The organism is Photorhabdus africana (genome assembly GCF_035181445.1).
In the GTDB taxonomy this organism is placed as follows: domain Bacteria; phylum Pseudomonadota; class Gammaproteobacteria; order Enterobacterales; family Enterobacteriaceae; genus Photorhabdus; species Photorhabdus laumondii.
In genome coordinates, this window is sequence record NZ_JAXBVE010000005.1 from 1 (window position 1) to 25280 (window position 25280).

Annotated in this window: 12 protein-coding genes and 1 pseudogene; 2 read left to right on the forward strand and 11 right to left on the reverse strand. The window is 46.3% G+C overall.

The window, feature by feature from the left end; all coding sequences use genetic code 11:
- Positions 1-106, forward strand: a pseudogene (locus SLS51_RS04005) (IS1595 family transposase); the annotation flags it as partial.
- 85 nt (positions 107-191) lie between these two features.
- On the opposite strand, the gene tccC reads toward SLS51_RS04005, so the two are convergent.
- The 11 genes from tccC to SLS51_RS04060 all read right to left on the reverse strand — a co-directional run bounded on the left by tccC (position 192) and on the right by SLS51_RS04060 (position 21008).
- Positions 192-3323, reverse strand: coding sequence for an insecticidal toxin complex protein TccC (gene tccC, locus SLS51_RS04010; RefSeq protein ID WP_323835766.1), 3132 nt, complete (start codon positions 3321-3323; stop codon positions 192-194).
- Between the two features lie 133 nt (positions 3324-3456).
- Positions 3457-8154, reverse strand: a complete 4698-nt coding sequence (gene tccB / locus SLS51_RS04015; RefSeq protein ID WP_323835768.1) for an insecticidal toxin complex protein TccB — start codon at positions 8152-8154, stop codon at positions 3457-3459.
- 96 nt (positions 8155-8250) lie between these two features.
- On the reverse strand, positions 8251-11151 hold the full coding sequence (tccA, locus tag SLS51_RS04020) for an insecticidal toxin complex protein TccA (protein WP_323835770.1): 2901 nt from the start codon (positions 11149-11151) through the stop codon (positions 8251-8253).
- A gap of 426 nt (positions 11152-11577) precedes the next feature.
- Positions 11578-12045 (reverse strand): DUF6392 family protein, encoded by a 468-nt coding sequence (locus SLS51_RS04025; protein ID WP_323835772.1) that lies wholly within the window; start codon positions 12043-12045, stop codon positions 11578-11580.
- 107 nt (positions 12046-12152) lie between these two features.
- Positions 12153-12617, reverse strand: a complete 465-nt coding sequence (locus SLS51_RS04030; RefSeq protein ID WP_323835774.1) for a DUF6392 family protein — start codon at positions 12615-12617, stop codon at positions 12153-12155.
- Between the two features lie 106 nt (positions 12618-12723).
- The gene (locus tag SLS51_RS04035; protein ID WP_323835775.1) at positions 12724-13188 is read right to left on the reverse strand and encodes a DUF6392 family protein; all 465 of its coding nucleotides are present in this window, start codon (positions 13186-13188) and stop codon (positions 12724-12726) included.
- Positions 13188-14849, reverse strand: coding sequence for an S-type pyocin domain-containing protein (locus SLS51_RS04040; RefSeq protein WP_323835777.1), 1662 nt, complete (start codon positions 14847-14849; stop codon positions 13188-13190). The genes SLS51_RS04035 and SLS51_RS04040 overlap by 1 nt, the downstream gene beginning before the upstream one ends.
- Before the next feature lie 400 nt (positions 14850-15249).
- Complete coding sequence (locus SLS51_RS04045) at positions 15250-16173, reverse strand: GNAT family N-acetyltransferase (RefSeq protein WP_323835779.1); 924 nt, start codon at positions 16171-16173, stop codon at positions 15250-15252.
- Positions 16170-17441: a phenylacetate--CoA ligase family protein gene (locus SLS51_RS04050; RefSeq protein ID WP_323835780.1), complete on the reverse strand. Its 1272-nt coding sequence runs from the start codon at positions 17439-17441 to the stop codon at positions 16170-16172. The genes SLS51_RS04045 and SLS51_RS04050 overlap by 4 nt, the downstream gene beginning before the upstream one ends.
- Before the next feature lie 20 nt (positions 17442-17461).
- Complete coding sequence (locus tag SLS51_RS04055) at positions 17462-19876, reverse strand: acyl-CoA reductase (protein ID WP_323835782.1); 2415 nt, start codon at positions 19874-19876, stop codon at positions 17462-17464.
- Between the two features lies 1 nt (position 19877).
- Positions 19878-21008: a LuxE/PaaK family acyltransferase gene (locus SLS51_RS04060; RefSeq protein ID WP_323835785.1), complete on the reverse strand. Its 1131-nt coding sequence runs from the start codon at positions 21006-21008 to the stop codon at positions 19878-19880.
- A 1365-nt stretch (positions 21009-22373) separates the two neighbouring features.
- On the opposite strand from SLS51_RS04060, the gene SLS51_RS04065 reads away from it, so the two are divergent.
- On the forward strand, positions 22374-25277 hold the full coding sequence (locus SLS51_RS04065; protein ID WP_323835787.1) for an RHS repeat-associated core domain-containing protein: 2904 nt from the start codon (positions 22374-22376) through the stop codon (positions 25275-25277).
- Positions 25278-25280 lie beyond the last annotated feature (3 nt).

The window sequence follows — 25280 nt, forward strand, 5'->3', positions numbered from 1 at the left end:
TTGGCGCTTTAACCTTAAAAAAACATTCGAACAGCTTATTTATTCATGTATCCGGGCAGCACCTATACCTGAGTATTTACTCAAGCTAGCTGAGATTCGATGGTAATCAGGATTGTTTTTGATATTAAAGCAGCCGCATCCCGCCTCGAAATCTCCGCCCAATATTGGACGGAGATTTCCGACAATGTTGACTACAAAGAGATAACCCGTCGTGCGGCACCTATCGCACTGGTTCCATAATCTATCGCATTGGCGATCCCGGTTGTGGTCAGAACCCTGCCTCTGATCTGATTACCAATCATGCCAGCAAGATGATCTATACCACTACCAGCAGCACTTAGCCCTCTGGAAACCCAACTGTCTCTTCCCATCACTCTGTGCAGACCAGTTCCAATGCCACCGGCAAGCCCGCCGAGAACACTAAATATCGGCTCAAAGACAGGTCTGGCTATACTGAAATGCACTAATTGTCTGGCTAAACCGGCGGCATATGGGCTGACAGCCCGGCCTAAGAATCTACCCAAAAATCCGCCACCTATTACTCTGTTGATAGCCATTTCCGCCCCCAAACCAGCAGCATAACCCACCGCGTAATTCGCTAAATGCCCGGCGGGGTTACTGGCGACATCTAAACCAAAACCAATCCAAGAGCCATAATAAGTGCCAATACCGGCATGGATCCCGGCTCTAGTACTCCCTTGTGTACCGGTAATCATCCCACCAGCCGCACCACCCGCGGCTGCCGCTACTTCGTGTGTAAGGGTGGAGGAAGTCCCCAACATGGTATCAATGGTGCCTACCGCACTCCCGGCCCCAATAGCGCCTCCTATCCCTCGGTCAGCATTATTGATCCATGATCCCACCGCGCCCGTTACCGCCCCGGCGGCTGATGCAACACCAACGCCTTGCGCTCGGGCACCATAAGCCGCGGCTGAACCCGCCCCAGCAGCAGCGCCGGCCGCTGACTGTACTAACGTCGATTTTCCCTGTACGAGTCGAGAGAGTAATGCCCCGCCTTTTTCCAGCAAGCTACCGACGTTATATCCCATCAACGCACCAATCCCTGCGCCTACGGCCGCAACCCCCAGAATGACGGGGAGAGCCGCGCCAGCCGTACCCGCAATGGCAGCCGCAAGACCGCCAATCGCAAGCCCGCCAGCAATGGCTCTGCCAATTTTTTGTCCCCGTCTCATTGACGCAGACATCCCTTCATCAGGTTTACGAAACAAAAATGAAGCAAACCAAAATGTATTCCGATTTCGGTTCGGAGACGGTGCTAATCCGTCATGGTCCGTCAATGTGATGGGGTTATTCCTCACCATTCGGTACAAATTCAGCCCATCCACAGTTCCCGCCGGATCAGCACTCAACCAGCGGCCCACCCAAGGCTGATAATAGCGGTAGCCGTAATAATACAATCCGGTGGCATCCCGCTCTTTACCGGAGTAACGAACAAATTTGTAGCTGGCTTCTGTCTGATTTTTCGCTGCCCATACCGCGGTGCCGCCATACGGATAATACTCTTCCTGACTGAGAATCTGCCCTTCGCTATCCAATTCAAGCTGGCTGGAGCCAAGCAGATTATCGTAACTGTAGCGCACCTGATTGTTATCGATATCTGCTGGTTTGCCGCTTTCCCAGTGCAATACCCTTACCTGTGCGCGACCCGCTTCACCTACCGTAATCACCTGCAAATTTTGAGTTGTTTTATCTGCAATCTCAGTTGTACGTAACTCTAATCCCGGTAGATAAGCCACTCGTTGTACTTGAGTACTGCTACCCGTCTGCTGTTCGCTCACTTTTAGCAGCCGTACGCCATCACTGCTATAACGATACCATTCACTGTCACTGCTATTTTCGCGGTTCACCGGTGTTACTCGTTGCAATTCACCACGGAGATTCCAATCCAGATTCTGCCCCGGTATTAACGTCTTCTGATGACCGCCGGAATCAAATAGCGCATCCACTTGGGTTGGATCTGTCGTTAACGTACTCAATACCGCCCGGTTATTGCGGCTTGAAATGGTCATCTCCGTGGTGTAACTATTTTGAGTCGCGGGTGAACGGTGTCGGATTTGAACCAAATTACCGCCACGGTCATAACTATAAGTACGCTGGTAATTGGTATAGGTGCTGTTGTCGGCAGGAACAGGCATAGCAGGTGAAGGGTGTTGGTTGCTTTGCTGGCCGATATTAGCCATTTCACGCCCTGTCGCACTCATAAGCTGATACAGCGAATCATAAACATAGCGGTTCTCAGGCTCCACTTTCTGATTGCGCCAAAAGCGGGTGGCTTCGGCATCATTATGGATACTGATGACATTCCCCACCGGATCATACTCATAGCGGAGATCCTGCAATACTCTCGCCTCTGATTGGCTCTCTCCGGCACGTCGGGTGGTAATACCAATCAGCCGTTGAGTTTCCGGTTCATAACTGTACTCGGTAATCACGCCGTTACCGTGCTCTTCACGCAGCTTATAACCTGCGGCTGACCAGCTCAGGGACTTAACAATCACCTGCTCACGCTGGCCTTTCACCGTCAACCAACTGCCTTTTAACTGACCGGCAATGTCATAAGCCAGACGCTGAATATTGCCTTTCGCATCGGTTTGAGTCAGTAAAGCCCCGATGGCATTGGTTGTGCTTTGTGTCGTATAAACCTCACCTGCCAGCATTCGCTGCCAGACAGTTTCGTCGTCACCGCTCCAGTTAGCCTCCTGCCGCTCAGCCAGCAATTGGTGAGACTGGGATAACATGGCACCCGCCAGTGACTGACTCATTAACTGAGTGACTCCCGCCGTGTCATAGTGGCGTATACACAGACCGGAGAGGTTATATTCTTTCTCCGCTGTGGTATTCTCCGCCCAGATAAAGCGCTCTGTCACTTGAGAAGTTTCCTGATCAAAAACTTGTTCACTCACAGATAACAAGCGACCGGGCAACGTGTTGTCTTCATAGCGACGAGTCTGACGAACACCTGTCGCATTCATCGTCATTACCGGGCGACCTTCAATATCATTTAATGTGACAGTACGGCCAGCATCGACACTCTCTATCCGCAGAGCATGACCGGCCAGATCATGCTGCCAGACAAAATTAGGCTTCACCGAGTTATTGGTCTGTTTTGCATCATACAAGCGTGGGTCAATACTATAATTCAGGTGTCCACGGACATCATACTGGTAACGGGTGACGCGGGTATCAGTATCCCCGCCGATCACTACACGCTGAAAACCGATATCACGAATGGACAGGCCGCGATTATCTAACACGCTGACTGTTGGGGTTTGAGTATAAAGAGCAGCATCAGATGGACTCATATCATATTCCTTTTATTTTGTTTTAAAGCTTCCCTTCCAATGAAATGGAGAAAGATCGCAAGATTGATTTTAGGTATGACAGACCCTCTCCCACTCTGGCGACCAGAGTGGGAAGTCTTAGTTAAAAGTTAATTTAAAACAGTGTTTTCTTGACTTGGCTCGCAAAGCTGGCACCGCCGTCACAGGCGGTATAATGTACCTGCACCAGTACATCATCCATATTCGCCAACAGTGACACCTGTGTGTCATCCGCCTTCAATGTGTTGCCATCAATATGTTCATCCACCGAACGCGGGAAAGTAAGCGTCCATTTAGAAACCGCCCCCGTGCCCTCAAACGATAAATAGCGCTCATCTTCCAAACGCAGCTCAAAGCTACCGGCATCATTAATGCCAGAAGAGAGCGCCACTTGCTGGCTGGCCCGCAGATTGGTGACAATATGCGTCGCATCCCCCTCTTTACCTGTCGGATCATTGAGGCGTTTAACACCATTGATATCTGCTGCTAACAATGTACTGCTGCTGGTCTGGGTGAGCGTTGCCTTCACGTTTTGATATGGCCCGATCAACGTCGGCAACGTCACCGACACGGTTTTAATCTGGCGCAAATAGTGCCCCGGATAGTCGTTGTCAAACAGCTTTTCGCCTAATGTAAAATCAACTTTGCCCTCAGTTTTTAACTTATTGAAACCACCATCGCCCAATAAGCTTTTGAGCGACACAGTACGGATCACATTAAGACGGCGTTCGTGACGAACCAAATAGGCCGCTTCCATCTGGTGCAAGTTAAGTTGCAATGTCTCCCCCACTTGCAGACCACGGTAATGGTCGTTCCAAGTACCGGTCTGAATAAACGTGGTGGCGTAATCACCCAATTCATACTGCCAGCAAGCTTGGGCAGAGAGGCAGAGAGCAACCACGGCATCATACGCTTGATAGTACAACGCGGATAATTGACCACTCAGCCACTGGTACAGAGTCGCCTGGGTAAAACGGGTAGTCAGGTAAGTCAGCATGGTCCGAATTTGCACCTGCTGTGCCTTTGCCTGTTGCAGGGAAGTCTGAGCCGCTTTCTCGCGCACCGCCAGCGCATCCAACTGTTTCTGTAATGCGTCGACCTCAGATTGTGCCTGCTGGTACTGGATTTGCCACTCTTCACGACGGCGGCGGTAACTCTCTGTGGTTGCCAAACGATCAGCCACCACGCTAGTAGCCTGACCGGCAGCCATTAACCCGATGGCAATCGCTTCCGTTACCCCTTCATAGCGCGAGCCACCATCAGCCAAACCAAAGATATTCGGGATCACTTTCAATGCGCCACTGGCCGTTTGTACGCCAGTGGAGGAAGATATTAGGGATTGTGCTGACGTTTGGGTATCCATCACCAGTTGTTCCGCACTGGAAATGTTGTTTTGATACAAGGTGTAATAGTGGTCATGACGCTGTTGCGCCGTCGCTTGACTAGCCAACAGCGCCAGACGATCCGCCGCCAATCCATCCAACGCCTGTTGTTGCAATGTGATGGCATAGCTGGACATATCCAACAGTTGCTGTTGCGCCAGTTCTTCTTGACCGGCCCGTTCGCTACGTTCCAACAAGCTAAGCAGATTCTGACCAAAACTAGTCAGCGTCCCCACAGCGCTGTAAGCCCGCGGCAACATAGCGCTGAAACGGTATGGCGGCACCGTCAACATGGCGCCACTGACGCCATTCGTCAACGTGCCGGACTGAGCGCGTTGAGCCAACAACGCTACCGGATCAACTGGCGCAGCATACAGCGGCAGTGAAAGCGGCTTGCCATCAACAGTCAGGTTATGACGCAGATTGTATAACCGTGCATCCAACGTATCCCAGTGGGACAACATCAGAACATTGAGCGGTTGATTAAAGTAGCCATTATCTGACAGTTTCAAGTAGCTGACATTGCGGCCCGGCAATGCAGGTAAAGCGGTATTACTGTTAGCCAATTGGTGCTCAAAGTCACGTAACGCTGTTTTTTGCCCGGCGGCCAAGGTATCGAGGGTTTGCGGTATCCAAGTGCTGCTCAACGACACATCAGGACGAGGCCCTAACAATTCAGCGGCCAGATTGTAATAGACACGAGCCTGAGTCAAACCATCACGAGTCAACTGGCGATACCACATATCTCCCTGAGCAATCAGATTACTGACATAGGCGATAAACACTGCTTTCTGGTATATCACCGGATGGGCATAAGCCTGAGTATCCGGATCAATCGGATCGCCCAAATGACGTGAAAGATCGCTGTGTACTTCAACCAACGGACGTACATTCCAGTAAGCCGGAGCATTGTGTGGCTTGTTTTTCATCGCCGGATCAAAGATGTAATGCAAACTCTTTTGTGCCGGCGAAAATTGCTGTTCGTTGGCAAAGCGTGTAGCAACTAAAAACGGCAAGTGAAAGAATAACTCCCAGAAATAGAGACCGTTTGAACCATCAAAGTCCATCGGCTCACTTTTGCCGTCAGTGACCAGATCGGCCTCCAGAGAAGGATCTGCCTGCAAGGTGTAATCCAGCAAACTATCCAATCCCAGATTAGCCTTCTCAATCAAAGTACGCACAAAGGTGGTGTTAAGACGAGTTTTCGCAGGTAATGATGAGGTCCAGAAGTCTAAATACTGCACCAAGCCACGCTTGCTATCGTAACGGGAAATCAATCGAGGAATGGCATCCGGTACCTTACTATCCTGCAACGCGACATAGACATTGAACCACTTACTAATCCAAGAATAAGCCCCTTTTTTCCCTGATGGGCGGTCATAATGATCCCAAACAACATTCAAACAAACCTGTAGGTAGTTTTTATCCGGATCAGTGGAGAAATCCGCCTCGGACAAGGTATAAGTTGTAGAATAAGTTGCACCGCTGGCAAGTCTGAAAGTTTGCTCACTGTAACGTTTAAACAAGTTGCGTCCATCCGCCGTCTCAGCATTGATTTCCTGATAGAATTTGCGGTTATCGGCAATTTTACTGAAATTTTTGATAGTGGTTAGTGTTGGCCAATCTGGAGACGTAAATACAGCCTCAAGCTTATTAAGACCAATAGCAAAATTTATTTTATCAAACCAATCTAGCAACACGGTACCGTCTGGAATATACAGATTATAACCGGTAGGTGTCTCCCCTTCCCAAGCTATATAACTGCCCTTCACAGTAACAGTATGGAGAGTATCAAGCAGGGGGGCAATAGCCCATCCTTCATTAACCCTTTGCTCTAACGCCCACGTTCCATTAGGAACAGATCCTCCACCATATCCGGCAGGATAATAGGTGATTATTGCATTATGGAAGGTGTAATAATTGCCATCATGGTAATCCAGATAAAAACCTTCATCCCCTGACCAAGAAAAACCATAACCAGATTTAGAATCGTTTTCTCTGTCAGCACTCCCAAACGTATGGCGGTTAATAAAATCCCCATTAGTTGTGGTTTGGATATGGAGTGTCAGACCATCTTGATCGATATACACATAAGCGCCTGTGGTGCCCTGTTTCAAGTCATCAACTTTACCTACCCAACCGGTACTTTCAGGATCTTCTGTTGAACCTGCAATAACCTTAGTAATCACATACTTTTTATCATATACCGCAAATTGTAAGCAGTTCTGATCACTTGTTTCATCACGGTAAGTACTGAACAAAAAGTTCTTACTCAACGACCTGAGAACATGACGATTGAAAGCTGAGTCACAGTAGAGATAACCATAAACGGAGGGTTTATTTTTTCTATTGGCCCCATCGCCTTCAAATTGGCGTACAAACACTCCTAACATCAAACGGCCATACGGGTTACTGTCCGTTTCCTCCGTCGGGTCAATACTAAAATCAGTGGTAGCCAGTAAATTAACCTGCCGCAGTGTAGTCTTCGATTCATCAATCAGCAGGCTGGATCGCTGTGTTTCTGAACTTTCATCTGCTTGCTGCGTCATCAGCGTGGTGGTATTCGGTGCCGTCCAGGTATCATCATAACGTTTATAGCCAAATTTTATGCTGTAGGTATGGGTTTTTCCGATATTTTTACCGCCATCATCCTTCTGTACTGCCGGATCTCTTTCAACCCAAGCCACATACAGTCGATCGTTATAAAACACCGGACGTACTGTGTGCTCCAATACCGTATCACCAGACAGCGGTAAGGTGATTTCCTGCCAATCATTCCAGCAATTTGGCGTCACCGGATTCCCTGCTGGATCTTGACGATTTTTACTCAAATCCATCTGACGCCAGTAATACCGATATGGTTTGGTGGTGGTACGACCAATAAAATAGTAAATGGCCTGATCAAATTTATCCTGATTAATATAACCACTGAGCACATACAGATTACTCACCGCCTCAAACTCATTGAGGTATCCCAGAACAGCATCCTGCACACGATCCGGATCGAGTCGGTTCTGGTTTAAAGTCGTTTCCAGCTCCGAGAAATAATGGCTTTTTTCCTGCCGGGTGATGGGCGAAATATAGTTTTCAGCGTAATTTCGAACCTCTGCCCCCGCAGCCCAGATAGCATATTGGCTATCATTGTCACGCCATTCGTTAGCGGTAGAAGGTTCCATCGCCTGACGCCCCGGTTCGGAACCATTGACCAGACGAGTCATATATTGCTGTATGCTGGCAATCGCTTGAGCAACTCGGCTGGTCTCAACCTCATCAGCCACTTCCGGGTCAATCAGCAAATATTCGTACAAATCTTCCACTGTCACCGGCTGACCACTGACGCCTTTCAGTGTTGGCGCCACAAAATTCATATAGCCGGTCACCAACGCATCACGCTGGGATTCATTCAGTTGCTTTTCCATTGTCGATAACATAATTACACCTGCCTTACTTAAATGGCGGTTTAGAAATAGCCTCATTGGGCCATACGGAAAAATCAAATCCACTCAGGTAGTGAGCTTCTGCCATGCTCAGTGACTACCCTTAACATGAGATACGCCAGCCACCAGCGCCTGACCGGTGCTTTGCCAAAGGGTATAATCACTATCACGGCTCAGGACATAGCCTTGCTGTTGCTGTGTAACGCCAAGGCCAGTCTGGCTCTGTGCCTGTTGCAGACGCAGAAGCGTATCCAGTTGCGGTGTGGTTTTAGCAATCCCACCCAATACTGACCAAGCGGCTTGCAACTCGTTAGTCTCCCAACCCAGTAGCGTTGCCAACGTTTGTGCAGCATCAGCCTGACTCAACGGCGTAGCAGCATTAGCCACGCGCAGGTAGGCCAACACATCATCTTCCGTACCACCACCGGCTTTACCCACCTGGAGCAGTAGATCGCTGTAACGGCTTAAGGTATAGAGCATCCACAAACTGATATCGGTCACTGTTTCTGCGGAAGCGCCAAAATAGGCTGGATAGTCCAGCAAGGTTTGCACCATTGCAGGACTCAACGTAAATTGTTGGGTCAATAAGGAACGGCGTACCACTTCACGTAATTGACGCAAATAGTCAGCAGGAATATCGGCCGCGGTCTTAACGGTATTCTTCAATGCCCAAGTTGCACTCAGCCACCGGTAGGTTGTTTGCCCACTCCAGCGCAACAACAACGCAGGCAGTGACTGACTCACGTTCAGAGTTTGCGCCAACAGACTGACGGCCACGCCTTGCTGAGTTTGCTGCGCTTGATTCAACGTATTCGTCAGAGTAGTCATTGCCAACTTCTTATCTTCATCAGATAAGCTTTGTGTATTGACCACCATTGCGATAACACTTTCTATACCGGCATCGGTCACCAGACCAACCTGATCCATAAGCGGGCTATTACCTGCCGAGAGCAGAGCAAACCAGTCAATAGCGTGACCGTTGGTATCAACTAATGGTGCACCACTACGGGATAATAATGTTGCACTCACAAATGTACTGCCCAAGTTCTGCCACACCTGACGGATAAAATTCAATTGATCGTCAGTGCTCTGCCCGGTAAAGGTAGAACCGCTACTCAACAGTAAAAGTAAGGTTTCAATGGGTAAATCGTGCTGTTGTTGCCATTGAGCGATCGCACTTAACGCTTGCAGCAAACTCAGAATATCCGCCACCAGTGGGGAATCTTTTTGCGGTGCAGTGATGATGGGTTTCCCTGCCAGTTGCTGCCAGACGATGCCTGTACCTGCATCTAATCGATCAGCCAAAGCACAGAAAGCCTCTGGATTTATCTCCAATGTACGTGCCAGATTAGCCAGACGGTAGAACGCTGACACCACAAACAGATTACAATTGAGTGTACTTTGCGTGACATTCCCCTGTTGACGGGCAATATTATCCGCCAATAACAGGAACTGACGATGATTAAGGCCCAGTGCCGTGCTGATATGCTTAACACGTGCCCCATCACCTCCGGTGGTCAATGTATAGACAAAATCCTGATTATCTATCACAAACGGTGTATCAAAGGTGCCGGCGGAGTTAAATACCTGATCTAAGAATGGTGTTGCGGGTGTAATGGCAAACGGGGTTACCACGCGCAGCCAGCCAGCAAATTGTTTGGCGGTAACACCGTACTTCGCCTGATAATGTTTGAACACCCCCAACATACGCAGCGTATTGTCATTCATCAACAGCGCAGTATTTCCTGCTTCCGCATCCATAGCAGAAGTCACCAACAGGTCAATATCCTCATAGGGCAGATTCAGCCATTTTTGCAGGCGCACTGTGCGGTTAATACGGTCCAACTTGTCATCGGTCAGATTGTTAACCGTCAGCGCAAAATGCGCCTCCGATCCACTGCGACTCAGAGTAATCGCCTCCGGCTTACCGGCATGAATAAAGCGAGCACCGTAAGCAAATGGCGTCGCTGTCGTGTCACCAGAACTGACATTATCAGACTTAACCACCGTAGAACCCCCAACCGTTGAACACAACATCAGTTCTACCTGGGGTACAGTCAAACTTGTTCTATCAGTCAGTATGGTCATGTCGCTGAAACTGTTCGCCGTCAGCGAACTATCACCATAATTTAGCTGATAGAAATCCTGACCGACGGTTTCCACCATGATTTTCTGCTGCTCTGGCGAAAGCTGACTCGCCATGATTTGTAGTCGAGTCAAAGCACCGGCAGTCGCATCACTGAGTTTTCCTTTTGCTGTTGCCCAGAAGTTTTGCGGTAGATCCAGCGTCTGTGGCAAAGTGATATCTTGCAACGTGGTACCTAATACCGACTGAGCCGTCTGAATCTGCTGGTGACCATAATGATATGGCAAATTATTCGGGTAACGGGTGGTGGAGAGTTTGGCGTTTACCGCTTCTAGATCAGTCAAACTCAGTTTCTTCTGAATGGCTTTGGACAGAATTTCATTGACCAATTGTAATTGCGGTATCACCTCATTGATCGCTTTATCATTAATCAACAAAGCCCCGATATCAGGTCGGCGCTCCACCAGCGTATTCATAATGGCACTAGCACCACTCTTTTCCTGATCAAGGGCCAATTGATAAATATGAGTCAGATAAGCTACCGGCGCATCATTCGCTTCTGGTGACCCACTAGGTGCTTTATCTTTCCAGCCAGTATTTGCATCAAGAAACTGATTGGCGTAATCGGGACCTGACACAGAGAACGGACTTCTCAAGCTAAACTGAACCGCTTCACTAAGAGCATTACGGCGAAAATGGTGTAACACCTGATGGGCATAGCCCACTGCCAGGTCATACATTTTTTCAGCACTGCGCCCGAGATCAGCACGATGCTCACGAATAAAACGCTCACGCGGCATACGTACCACATCAAACACTGAGGTATAACCAAGATCGGTCAACTTACCGGGCAGGCTGTGGATCTCTTCGGTACGGGAAATCAGGGGACTGGCGAGTTGATTCATACGGACTCCTGAATTGAGGTTTATCATGAGAAACAGGTTTTTTCGCGCAAAAAATAATCACCATCGTTATGTGTAAGAAAGGCACCAGAACAAACACACGCCTTTAGAACATCAGTTAGCACGACCTTCCAAAGACGCTACACACAATGATGATGTGTGAGGAAAAATATAATAAATCACAAAACTTGCTTACATTAAAAAACAAAATACAGACAATAAAATAACTTTACCTTTATATAATTATTTAGAATAAATATTTACTTATATTGATGATTAATTTACAAAACAATCAATATAATGAATATCATTGGTGTATTTTCATTGTTTTTTTAAGAAAAATAGTTTATTGAAAAGTAATGAGAAATGAATAAGTCAAATTCCGCATATCCGAATAGTTAAAGCTCTAAATAAGAGTCTCTTTATTGATTACCAACGGATTTCTGAGGTAGGTAAAAAAGTCACTAGTCTGACTCGCTCCAGCAAATCGTAATCAACCTGCATGCTAATTGGAATACGGAAATCCAATAAGGTATATAATTCAGTCCAGCCAATTTCTCTAGTTAACCTTCGCCTTGGTGGAAGTGATTTTTCAGGTTCACCAAAATGTTCATGAATCCATTGCCGGGACATCAGCGGTATCAAAGGGGAAGGCAATTCATTAGAAAATATAAAATTAGGTCGTTTGTGATCAATTAAAGTTAACGTTATTTCAGTAAGTATTTTATTTTCTCGCAAAAATGATAAAAAAATCCCTTCCTTAACCATATCAAGAGATATATCAGAGTCTCCGGGATAACCTGATGGCTTAGTTTTATAAGGAATTAGTCCTTCATCGAAGATTTCCTGATAAGTTTTGCCTAAACTATTAATTAAAGCTTCAATGTTGATAGCCATTATTTATATCACCTCTGTTCTTGATTCAGCTAATTCATCTACAACTCTATTTTTCAAACTACCCGCAAATGAATTGGCTTTTAAAAAGAACCTATCATATATATTGATTACCAACGTACTTCTGAAGTGGGTAAGAAAGTCAAAGATTCAACCTGTTCAGTGATATCATAGGAAATCTGCATACTTGTGGGAATACGAAAATCAAGTAATGTATATAATTCTGTCCAACCAAACTGGTGCCTCATTACCATCTCGGGGGGATGAGATTTCTCAGGCTCACCAAACTGTTCATGAATCCATTTACGTGACATTTTAGGGATTAATGGTAATGGCAATTCACCAGGGAATAAATAAGCAGGTTTATCATTAACTAAAGTTAATGTAATTTCCTTTAATTTTCTATCTTTCCTATAAAAAGACAAAAAAACCCCTTCCCTTACCATATCCAAACATATCACTTCATCACCAGGAAAACCTTTTGGTTTCGTTTTATCGGGAATTAATCCCTCATCAAAAATTTCCTGATAAGCTTTCCCCAAGCTATTAATTAGGGCTTCAACGTTGATAGCCATTATTTATATAACCTCTATTCTTGGTTAAGCTAACTCATCTTCAATTTAACTTTTCAAGCTGTTGATTAATGAATTAGCTCTCAAAAGAACCTTCCCTTTCTGCTAACTACCAACGCACTTCACTTGTAGGTAGAAATGTAACTCGACTGACTCGATCTAGAACATCGTGCGATACTTGCATACTAATTTCCGACTTACCCTGATAGTAATAAAGATATGTCCAACCAAATTTATATGTCAATGCTTCAAATGGAGGTGCTGATTTAATTGGTTTACCTAAATTCTTATCTACCCATTGGCGGTTCATTTCCTTAATTAAGGGATATGGCATGTTGTTCGGAAAAACAAAACCGGGACGCTCAGGTATAAGTAAAGTTAAAGTCATCTCTATGAATGTCTTAGTTTCTCGATCAAATGATAAGAAAGTCCCTTCTTTAGCCATATCAAGAGATATATCAGAGTCTCCGGGATAACCAGATGGCTTGGTTTTATAAGGAATTAGCCCTTCATCGAAGATTTCCTGATAAGTTTTGCCTAAACTATTAATTAGGGCCTCAATGTTGATAGTCATTATTTATATAACCTCTTCTCTTGGTTTAGTTTATGCATCTTAGTGCGAGCTTCTTCTATCTGCTCTTCTGTTGCCCCATAGCTTTTCAACGCCGGCTTTATAGTATCTAAATCACGATTTAAGGCTGTTCTTAAGTCTTGTGCATCCTGCTTTATTTGAGACGAAGTATTCCGGCCTCCATAGGTAGCACTAAGTTTCTGATGGACCTCTGCTGGAATAATAATAGCCGCTACGTCTTTAGCCATATCACTGATCTGTTTCTTATCCAACATTGGATACAATTCCGCTAACTTAGTCTTGATAGCCGCTGCCGAAGGCATATGATCCGCATGTGTTCCATTCCTTAGCCGCCCAGCAAAGTTTCTGTATAAATCCACTTCAAACAATTTCACCGGCGGTTTACTCAGATACACATACACCGGCGGCATATTCGGAATGGGGAATACCAGAATATAATCGCGGAAATCCTTCTCTTCCGGCATTGGCAACGATTCAATATCACTGCCCACTTTATCCGGGATCGGCAACACGGTTATTTGCGACGGAATAAACGGTTGTTCTTCATTCCCAGTATGGGCTGGAGCCTTGAATTCCTGTTCATTCGGCGTCCATAAAATTGTCGGCCGGGTTTCTCCCGGTTCCCAGAACTCGTAATTACCGGTGGTCCGATTCAGCATCATCATGCGAACCGGCACTTTATCCAAGCCGCCTTCCGGGCTGACGTGATATCCCTGAACCGTCATCCTGCCGCTTTTTTCGTCTCTGATCCAGCGAAAACGTACACGAGTTGGTGCTTTTCCATACTGTTCCGCTATCTGTCTCAGGCGATACGGATCTAAGTAATCCTCTTCCCCCTGATTCAACGACGGTGAATAAAACAGCCCCATCAACCCAACCGTTACCGGATTCGGTGCCGCCAGCCAACGTCCAGCACTGGTAGCACCGCCACCAATGTAACGCATCACCAGCGTTTCCCCTTCCGCTACCGCGCTGCGGGTAGTGGCGGCCACAGCGGTAGCCGCCGCTTCGGCATTATCTTTTCCACTACGAAACCACCGCTTATACCACGGTAATTTTTTATCCCGCGGCTTATCCGGTTCCGGCGGGTGTTTCTTGTCCTGCGGGGGTGGTTCAGGCTTTTGCGCCGTGACCGGAGCAGGAGATGACGGCACCTGATATATTGCCATTCTGCCAAAGTTATTTGCCGATTCAGGCTCAGTTCCAGCGTCAGTACACCCTTTACCCCGCTGGCAGGACTTCGTAAACACCGGTATCGGCGGCGGAGGTACCTGCGTTGCAGGCGGGCTTCCCACATCCTTTACCGGAGAAGAGAAATGCTGTTGCGCCATATTCGTGGGAGCGACAACCCGGTCAGCAGTCTTATCTTGCTTCTCATAGCTGTCCATCTCCGAATTGATAAACCGAGCGCGACAGGGGCAAGTACTGACACTATCCAACGTGCCAGCCAACTTGCGCCCCATGTCAAACACATCGGATACACCACCAACAATCACGTAAGTACCGGGATGTTTGCCACAGGTAACCTTATCCCCTTCACGAGCGGTCGCTCGCCCATTAAATGTCATGGTGTGGTCACCGGTAATAATCTGACCACCACAGGTTGTTTTATCACCAACGAGCAGGAAATACCCTATTGCCATTTATTCACTTCTCCAATGATTTACAACATGAAGAGTGAATCTAACTGAAATCATCATCATGCTTTTGCCATTTATGGATTAATAAATGTTCAATAGTGCAATGAATTTCACTTAAAAATATATAGGAATATTCTGAAATTTAGAGAAATAATGTCGATTGATGCTTGTAATTCATCATATTTTGCAACATTTTTATTACATCTAATTATCAAAAATGAGAATTTAAGCAGCAGTGACGAATTGGCAGAAGTACACCGCAGATTTTTTCAAATTATGGTCAGACGGTTAACCACTATCCGTTCAAAGTGCTGACCAAAAGACCAACACTTTGTCAAAAATCTGCAAAACTATTCAAACTTTGACGGGCTTTACCAGATTACCTCTAATAATCGCAGGAAAACTATGCACCTGCACAAGCAAACATGCTTTGCTGGTGCAAACGACGAGCAAACTGGCAATCTAAGGTCAACTCTTTCCTACTATGTCCTCGAACCAATAAAGCTTCCCAATGGTGATGATGACCGGGCACAAACCCGGTACAGGCAAATCCCGCCTGCTGCAAAATTTCCATTGCCTGAAGCGTCCCTTCCCCTACCGGCAATCTCACATATATCAGTTTGTGTGCCGGTAACTCTGCCACCTCTTTTACCCGCTCGGTTGTCTGCTTTTCTATCCACACTTCCAACCGACGTCCATGATTGGTTATACGGATATCTGCATCAACCAACTCCTCCGGTTGCAGAGGCTCTTGACCAAACACTTGAGTCACCGATGTCAACCACCGTTGCCAACCAGAAGGCCAATGTAACTCAGGAAACGGCCAGCTTTGTAAAGGTAAACAACCCAGTACTATGCTTTCCGGTCGCGCCTGATCAAATGGTGATGTTACATAGTCCGGCAACAATCCCGTGGTGTGAAACCCCAGATTTTGAGCCAGACGCTGACTGTGGTTATGCGACGACACTTGCTTAATTGTGAGGATACTTAACCCCATTTTCTTAGCCTGATCACACAAGTATCGTCCAAGCGCGGTAGCAATACCCTGCCCACGTGCCTGTGGATGTACTGCGATCAACGCCAGTTCAGCGCTTAATGAGCAGTGTTCATCCCGCCACAGTGCTGCATGCCCCAACACGTGTCCATCCTGTACCGCAACAGCGGAATACCACTGTTTTGCCGCGTTATAACGGCCAAGCATGGTAGGTAAATAGACTTCCGGGTAGACATAATCTTCGCCGTAAACAACCCGAAATAACGCACTAATACCGGTAGAATCCTCTTCCCGGAATAATCGAACTAATGGTATTCCTAGATTCATGCTCATGCTGCCTTCTCTTCAGCACCATAACCACGATGATCAACCACCCGCATCAATTTACCGGAGCGTGGATGAGTGACCATATTTTCCAAAGCGCAGTAAGTGACTTCCACATGCAAAAATCCCTGATCACATAACTTTGCCATCGCGGGTTGTGCCGCCAACAATGCCTGATGCACTGATGTTGTCGATGACGCCAGTGATGAATCGCCAGCTAACAATAGTTCTATCTTATCCATGCCACCCTGACGGCTCAGCAATAACTGCCAAGCCAGTATGCCCTCTTGCTGTTGCAGTAAACGCGCAATATGGTCAGGAAAAATGGACAGTGAGAAAACTCGCACTCGGTGAGCGCTACCCGCTCGCCCCTGCAAAGCGAATTTGCGACTCGGCTGCCCTGACTCTTCACACCAACAGGCCATATCACCGGTAGGATAGCGGATAACCGGCATCAGACGCCGTTGCAAGTTGGTCACAACCAACAGGCCATTTTGGCCGGGCACCGTAATCGGCTGACCATTGGATTCGTCAATAATTTCGACAATGGTATCCGTATCAAAAACTCGATGTTCGCCGTAACAACAATCGGGAGACGCCGCCCCAATGAGACCCGCATCAACGCTGGCACAACCAACTGAACCAATACGCGCATTAGGAAATACCTGACTCAATAGTGTCGATTGCTCTGGAAACAGGCTTTCACCGCCGTACAACAGACGATCAATGCCGGGTATAGATTGGCCGCACTGCTGCAAGGTACTGGCAAAACGTAATAGTTGCGCCGTCACCCCGGCCAAAACATTAATCCCCAAGCTGACAACCGCATCGGCCAGTGCCCGATCATCAACTGACCAAGTAAACGGATACTCCACCACCGGCACTGGTGAATAGGACAAGGCACCATGAATAAACAATAAACTGGTATACAAATCACCAGCCACAAACAGATTAGCGACGCGGTCACCGGGCTGTAATTGCTGTGCAAGCCCTTGACCAAATGCGCGTACAAAAGCACGCCATTCGCTACAACTGAACACCGACAATCGACCATCACTGGTAGAACCACCGGTTTTAAAAACATGACCACCGTTAACAGGGCCGGTTAATACCGGCCAGTTTTCCAGCGATTGCGACTGCTGCCAATAGTCATCAGGATTGATCAATGGCAGATCAGTTAGCGCCCAACCGGATCGAGGCAGATCACGATAAAGATCCTTAAAAAAAGGCGCATGATTGCGGGCGTATTCAACCAGATCGTGTAATGATAGTGTCATGATTTACCCAAAAAGTAGTATTATTGGTCTCGGAATCGGCTATCCAGCACCAGCGGCGTTTTGCCACTTTGCGGGTGACGATGGAACTGTCCAACAGGTGTCGGGATAACTTCCAATTGAAGCAATCCACCACTGACGACCTGGTTCAGCATTCCATGTTGCAACAGATGCATACGTACCTGATCAGCATCCCCGTCGGCTAATATATGAATATAATCACAACCACTGGAGTTGTTCCCTACCAACCACTGCACCGGAAACGGCAGCCCGGCTGATAATTCTGTTGGGTTCAGAAAAATAGAACCTACCCGTAATAACGCACCATGACGGCCTCCCAGTTTAAACCGCGGCGTTGGTAATCCGCAGTCGCAGAGATCAGGGAGCCAATAACCTAAGTCGCCTATATCATAACGCTGGACCACCTGCCCTTCCCGTGCCAGAGGGGTAAACACCAATCGACCACTTTCCTCTGTCGCAACAGGCTGATCACTATCAAGAGCCAAGATTTCCAGCCATTGAATATCAGATAACAGATGGAACTCCCCTTCTTGGCAACAAGCACAAGCATGACCCAACGGACCGGCATCCACGGAACCGTAAATCGCCGAGCGAATTATCTGTACACCAAAACTGGACAAAAACCGACGTCGCTCTTCGCCAATATGCTCACCACCGGTAAAAATTTTGCGTATCCCACCATAGGCACGCAACGCAGCCTCTTCACATTCAAACAATCGGTGGATAGTGCTTGACATTCCTGCCAGCGTATTGATTCCCTGAGTGACAATAAAGTGCCTGATTTGGCTAAAATCATCGTCTATTGGCCCCCCCATCGGGTAATGCGGCACGGATAATTTATCCAGTACAGTGAAGAAACTCATCAGACCGCCATACAAGTTACTGCCATAAAACAAATTCATTACCCGGTCTTGGGATGGCTCCAGGCCAGCAGCAAATAAGCCATCTGCCGCAGCCTGCATTTGACTGTGATAATCTCGATGGCTGAAACCTGCCAACTTTGGCTCACCGCTACTGCCACCGCTACGGAAAAACACCTGTGCTTTTGCCGTCACACCGCCGCTCTGAAACTTTGCTTTATCCATCACTGGGATCCCTGCCAGTTCCGGCGGATTGGCCGACCATTTATCCAACGTGACATGGCCTGGCAGTTGTTCAGCTTTCAAACTGACGGAGACACGTCGCGCCAGCCGAGTCAATGCGTAAACACCATCATGTGGCTCACCCTCATAGCCATCATGCATAACTCCGGCCTGACATATCCGGCTAACACCGGCGGCCAACAACTGACGGCTCAACATCGGCAACTCTTTTTCTTTCGCTATCAGAGCACAACTTTGCAAATAGGGGCGCCACGGCAACAAAACCTCAACCAATTGTGCACGTGGTGCCGGACGGACTTGCAAAGTACGGTACAACGGTGATGGAGCAAGCTCTTGACGCTGTATCCAGGCTACTCGCCAGCCATTGCCCTCTTCTACCGAACCGCGGAGTTCAGCAAAAGTGTGATCCAACTTCAAAAATGCCATCTGACTGCTGATTTCCGCCGCTTCCTGTATGTCTGTCTGTAAGGCTGGCCATATTGGCGCGCGTCGTGCCAGTGCGGCGGCTACAGCACCAACGACTTCCCGTAAAACGTTCTCGTCAGTGCTATCGACCAATAAACACTGTGGACTGGAACACGCTTGTTGGTCAAAACGGCAAACATCATCAGCCAATGCATCGTAATCAGCATCACTGGCCGCCATCGGGTCCAAATAAGCAAAACTGATACGATGTCCCCAATCTATCCAACGGCAACTGGGCCGTAGTTGGCTACGGATAGCGGTCAGGGCGCTATTACTTCCCCAGGCGGATACTGCATCAGCACACGCCAATAATTCTGATAATTGATCAGATGGCAAAGGCAACACGGATATATAAGGTGCCAACTTGCCGCTCAGGTCATGACGTAGGAACTCAGCCAGTATCTGCGCATTAAGGCCGCGATCACTGCTACTAGGACGTAACCAGTTGACATTACCCACTAGCAAGCTCTCTAACACGGCCATAAATGGCAGCAAAGGCGCGTTGGCCGGTGTAATATGCACCACCAATCCCAACGGTTGCCAAGTTTCAAAACGGGGCTGTGTATAATCAAAACGACGCAGAGAAAAGGGCTGTTCTCCCAGTTCGCGCCGCAACTTTGCCTCTAAAGAATCGCGATGACAGAAGTGACGTAACGCGGTAATGGTGGCTGTATCCAGCGCAAGCTTAACAGCAACAGTATCGAGATCATCAACGAAGCGCTCAGCACACGCCAATACCTGTTGTACACTTGGGGGACAAGCCAGCGTCTCAGCCAAATTACCTTTCAGTTCCGCCAATACGCTAGCGGGCTCCAAGTCAGAGATAACCTTACCATTCACTAAATACATTTCAGGACTCCTTTATCAACTCAGAAGCGGCAATCGCACAACTGCGGCTTTTACTGGTACCGGCACGACCCAGTAGCTCAAACCAATCGGTAGCTAACTCACAGCCACATTCAGCAGCGGGATGCAGCACCGCCAAATCGCTCACCACAATACTGTGTGCCGGGCTGGAAGTGATATAAGGTGATACCAGATGCAGAAAACCTGGCTTACCATAGGGTTGAACCGCCATGTTAGCGGTATCGCGGATATAGGTTCGGGCATAGACCGGCACATGAAAATGGTGATTTCGGCACTCAACATAAGGCACCGGATGCTCCACCGAACCGTAACCATCCCGGCACCGCTCGTCAGGAATACCCAGTTGTTCCCCTAGACGCTGATACAGTAAGGATTTTGGAATGGCTTTATCCGCGTGCGTTTTCCAACCGCCACCTAAAAAGACCAGTGATTCAGGATGCAACCGCACCGGCGGCAACCCCATGTCCTGCATCCGCTCCAATGTGAACCACAAAAATGCCGGAAAGCCCAAGATCCGCACCGGCAGCCCTTGTGCAGCAAATTCTTGTAAGGATCGGATCACACCAAAAGGATCAAACTCATTGCTTTTTCCATTGTGGCGCAGTGCATAACAGGCTTGGTTTACCGGGGCATATTTGCACAGATATTGATCGGTATACGCGGTTCCCAACGTCACCATACCGGCAGGCTCATAGCTTAGCAGCAAGTAATTACAAGGCTGCTGCGGCGTATTCCAACCGTAATACTCAAAAATCCGTTCAACCATATTTTGAGCTGCACGCATACTACGTGCATCGTAACGCATACGGCTCTTTTGGCCGGTTGTCCCAGAAGAGGTCAGTTCCAATGCATTCCTACCCGTGGTACTGAGCAACAACTGGCGTTTGAAATAATTAGCGAAAATAGGCGGCAAACGCGACCAATCGTCCAGTTTCTCCAGTCTTTCTACTTCCAGACCGTTAGCCTTCAACCACTGAGAATAACCGGGAGTATTTTCACAGTGATACAGCGTCAACTCACGCATGGCAGCATCAAATAATGGGTCGCAAACACTATCAACCCGATAAGGATGATCAAGCGCACAAAGGGCGTCAACATAAGCAAGAGAGGTCAAAAGTCGTCTCCAGAAATTAAAGAAAATAAGGGCATTTACTCCCCTTAAAATAATAGGTACGTTGTTTCAACCTCCGGCAAATAAATTCCGCCGAAGAAAAAATAATGACATGTTGAATACAACGCCTTAACCAAATAAAAACAGGTCACCGTTCTGGTAAAACTAACATTTAATTTTGTTAATTCCTTGTAAGAAAAATAATAAAAACATAACAATTATGAATTAATAAACACTAATGTAATAAAAAATTTATATTTAATAACCTTATCAACGAATTTGGACATCATTATTTATGCGTAAATAACAGGAAAAAAAAGTCTATAATCACTCATCAAATATGAATTTATAGTCAATATTTACAATGCCTAAAAGTAATCAATTCATGATATTGCTAATACCAATCAAATTTTTTATCAACATAAAAATCCATCAAAAAATTAAAAATTAAAAACATATTTCTATACACATGATAGAAATTTGCTTTTATATAATTACTTTATCTATTTTAATAATCATTCATGTTAATATTTCTTTATCAACCATTATAACTCCCGGGAAGAATAAAATATTTCAATAACAACCAAAATAAGAATTGCCAATAAGCAATATTATATATAATGATATTTCAATAAAAAACCAAAAGTTTTTATTTTGCAAATATCTAAAATACACAAAATATAACACTTAATTTTATTCACAATCTCCATTTATAATACTAAAAATATAACATTTATATTTATAATTGCCGACATCAATACCTTATTTTACAATTTAACAAATAATTGCAATAAAAAACTATTTATTTTATTAAAATAATAAAAGTAAATTAACTAACATCTGATTCATAATGCATTTCAATATTAACCCGATACAATAATTACATTATTTATACCCGATGGATTTCAAGATGCATCGCGACGGCAAGCGAACGTGGACGCACATCAAAAATTATTTATCCAATAAAATAACTCATATTTACAACCGATAACTATATTTCTAGTTAATATTCCCAATACACAACTAAATGTTAAATAAAGATAAATTGCTTTTCATTTTGTTAAATTCACCTATTAACAGCAAAAACAGCCATAAGCGATAGCAAAAAATCCCAACGCTGTTTTCTACGATACTTGTGTTCGTCTACCTATACTTGCTACTGTTGTTCGGTTACAGCAGCACTTTTGAGCAGTATACTTTTGAATAAAGTCATTCCTGCTTATCTCCTGAAATCTCACATGCCGCGGGTATTTCAATAGAAAGGTTATCCTCATTATATGGAGAAATGGAACTTAACATTCATTCGCTGCTGTGCAGATAAACAATTATTCAACACCACAATTATTTAACACAACAAAGAGGGAAATTATGAACAACTTTGACCCCAAAATTTACCAACATACCCCCACTATCACTGTTCACGATAACCGTGGGCTGGATGTTCGTGAAATCCGTTATCACCGTACTACCGCAGAAGAAAATAGTGATATCCGTATCACCCGTCATCAATATGATGTTCTCGGACAACTGCACCAAAGTATTGATCCGCGCCTGTATGACGCCCAGAAGAGAGATAACACGGTGAAACCCAATTTTCTCTGGCAGTATGATTTAACGGGCAACGTCCTACGTACAGAGAGTGTCGATGCGGGTAATACTGTCACTCTTCATGATATTGAAAACCGCCTGGTCCTGACTGTAACGGCAACGGGTGTCAAGCAGACCCGGCAATATGAAGACAATTCTCTGCCCGGTCGTCTGTTATCCGTAACCGAGCAAGAACCAGAGGAAAGGGCATCCCACATCACCGAACGTCTCATCTGGGCTGGAAACACACCGGCAGAAAAAGACCAAAATCTTGCTGGTCAGTGTGTACATCACTACGATACAGCAGGAGTGACCCAACTGAATCGCCTTTCCCTGACCGGAGCGGCTTTATCACAATCCCGTCAGCTACTGGTTGATGGTCAGGAAGCGGATTGGTTCGGCGATGATAAAAAGATCTGGGATAAGAAATTAAGTAACAATGTATACACCACCGAAAACAAAACGGATGCTACCGGTGCTCTGTTGACGCAAACCGATGCCAAAGGAAATATCCAGCACCTGGCCTATAATGTGGCCGGACAATTGAAAGGAAGCTGGCTAACGGTAAAAGGCCAAAAAGAGCAGATTATCGTTAAATCCCTAACCTATTCAGCCGCAGGACAAAAACTACGCGAAGAGCACGGTAACGGTATCATCACCGAATACACTTACGAGCCGGAAACCCAGCGACTGATGGGCATCACTACCCGTCGCTCAACCGATAGCAAGGCTTTGCAAGACTTACGTTATGAATATGATCCGGTTGGCAACATAATCAGTCTCCGTAACGATGCAGAAGCGACCCGCTTCTGGCGCAATCAGAAAATGGTGCCGGAGAATATCTATACCTACGATTCCCTGTATCAGCTTATTAGCGCAACAGGGCGCGAAATGGCGAATATCGGCCGACAGAATCAGCATCTCCCCTCTACAGCACTCCCTTCCGATAACAACACTTATACCAATTACACCCGTACTTATGCCTATGACCGTGGTGGCAACCTGACCCAAATCCGACATAGCTCACCCGCGAGCCAAAACAACTACACCACCGACATAACCGTTTCGAACCGCAGCAACCGTGCAGTACTGAATACCTTAACCACTGACCCGACCAAAGTGGATGCGTTGTTTCAGGCAGGTGGTCATCAGGAGGAATTACTACCGGGACAAAACCTAAACTGGAACGCACGGGGTGAACTACAACAGATGACACCAGTAAAACGGGATAACCTCACTGACAGTGGCAGCGACATAGAGTGGTATCGCTATGGCAACGACGGAATGCGGCTATTAAAAGTCAGTGAACAGCAAATGCAGAATATCCTCCAGCAACGACGAGTCGTTTACCTGTCAGGATTAGAACTACGTACAACACAAAACGGTGATATCACGAAGGAAGAGTTGCAGATCATTACCGTGGGTGAAGCTGGTCGCGCGCAAGTGCGAGTTCTACACTGGGAGAGCGGCAAACCAGAAAATATCAACAATAATCAAGTACGTTACAGTTATGACAATCTGATTGGTTCCAGCCAACTTGAGCTGGATATCGAAGGACAAATCATCAGTCAAGAAGAGTACTATCCATTTGGCGGTACAGCGCTATGGGCCGCAAGAAACCAGACAGAAGCCAGTTACAAAACGATCCGGTATTCTGGCAAAGAGCGGGATGCCACCGGACTGTATTATTACGGCTATCGGTATTATCAGCCGTGGGTGGGAAGATGGCTAAGTGCGGACCCGGCCGGTACTATCGATGGCTTAAATCTCTACTGTATGGTGATGAATAACCCAGTTACGCTTGCAGACAATATGGGGCTCTCAAGTTTAGACTGGCTTGATCTAGCCATTCCGCAAAACAGATCTGATATTTCACCACTTTTATATAAACAAAATCCAAGAGTTGAGCAGAGATATAAATATTTCACCAACAGCACCGGTGAAATATTACAAGAAACAGAAAGAAATGAGAAAAAAATAGAGGGAATGAAACAGCAAGAGCAAGATGCGAAAACACCAAAGGAAGTAAAACAGAAACAAAAACAGAGAATAAAAGCATCCCAAGAAATGACGTTCACAAACGCAAAACTAAAAGGATATGCTGCCCATGCAGGTATTATGCATGATACTACCTATAAAGATAAATTTTTAAATCTGAGTGGTAGCTTAGGTGCAAAAAACACCTTCCCTGGAGTGCAACTTATCAGCGAAAAAGCGAAACCCGGTTTCGAACAATACCATCCCGATAAACTTCAAACCTCCAAACGTTGGAGGCCAAATATGGATCTTGGCAGCTATCGTGTTGCTAATGAAAAAGAATTTATCGCGGGTATACAAAAAGCGTATCAAGAATCAGGCACTGCATTACACCCACTGATTGAACAGAGGATCAAAGCACATATTAAGGAAAACAAAAACATTTTACCTAAAATGGCAGGTATTGCGGGCCTGCACGCTGAAGTACAAGCCTTAAATTATATGGTCACTGAATTTTCTAAAAATGGAGGAAATCTATCAAGTCATTTGAGTCAGACCTACATATTCACACAACGACTCGTTGGTGCAACAAATCAAGACTTCCCTGCTTGTCATAATTGTTCTGGAATATTGTCCGGCATAGAAAATGTCATGACAGGAAAAGTAGAAAATTACAGAAGAATGACACGTAGACACTCTGTAGCGTAATAA

What these genes read in the sequence shown, in the direction of transcription:
- tccC (WP_323835766.1), bottom strand. Translation starts at nt 3,323, where the DNA reads ATGAGTCCATCTGATGCTGCTCTTTATACTCAAACCCCAACAGTCAGC.
- tccB (WP_323835768.1), bottom strand. Translation starts at nt 8,154, where the DNA reads ATGTTATCGACAATGGAAAAGCAACTGAATGAATCCCAGCGTGATGCG.
- tccA (WP_323835770.1), bottom strand. Translation starts at nt 11,151, where the DNA reads ATGAATCAACTCGCCAGTCCCCTGATTTCCCGTACCGAAGAGATCCAC.
- SLS51_RS04025 (WP_323835772.1), bottom strand. Translation starts at nt 12,045, where the DNA reads ATGGCTATCAACATTGAAGCTTTAATTAATAGTTTAGGCAAAACTTAT.
- SLS51_RS04030 (WP_323835774.1), bottom strand. Translation starts at nt 12,617, where the DNA reads ATGGCTATCAACGTTGAAGCCCTAATTAATAGCTTGGGGAAAGCTTAT.
- SLS51_RS04035 (WP_323835775.1), bottom strand. Translation starts at nt 13,188, where the DNA reads ATGACTATCAACATTGAGGCCCTAATTAATAGTTTAGGCAAAACTTAT.
- SLS51_RS04040 (WP_323835777.1), bottom strand. Translation starts at nt 14,849, where the DNA reads ATGGCAATAGGGTATTTCCTGCTCGTTGGTGATAAAACAACCTGTGGT.
- SLS51_RS04045 (WP_323835779.1), bottom strand. Translation starts at nt 16,173, where the DNA reads ATGAGCATGAATCTAGGAATACCATTAGTTCGATTATTCCGGGAAGAG.
- SLS51_RS04050 (WP_323835780.1), bottom strand. Translation starts at nt 17,441, where the DNA reads ATGACACTATCATTACACGATCTGGTTGAATACGCCCGCAATCATGCG.
- SLS51_RS04055 (WP_323835782.1), bottom strand. Translation starts at nt 19,876, where the DNA reads ATGTATTTAGTGAATGGTAAGGTTATCTCTGACTTGGAGCCCGCTAGC.
- SLS51_RS04065 (WP_323835787.1), top strand. Translation starts at nt 22,374, where the DNA reads ATGAACAACTTTGACCCCAAAATTTACCAACATACCCCCACTATCACT.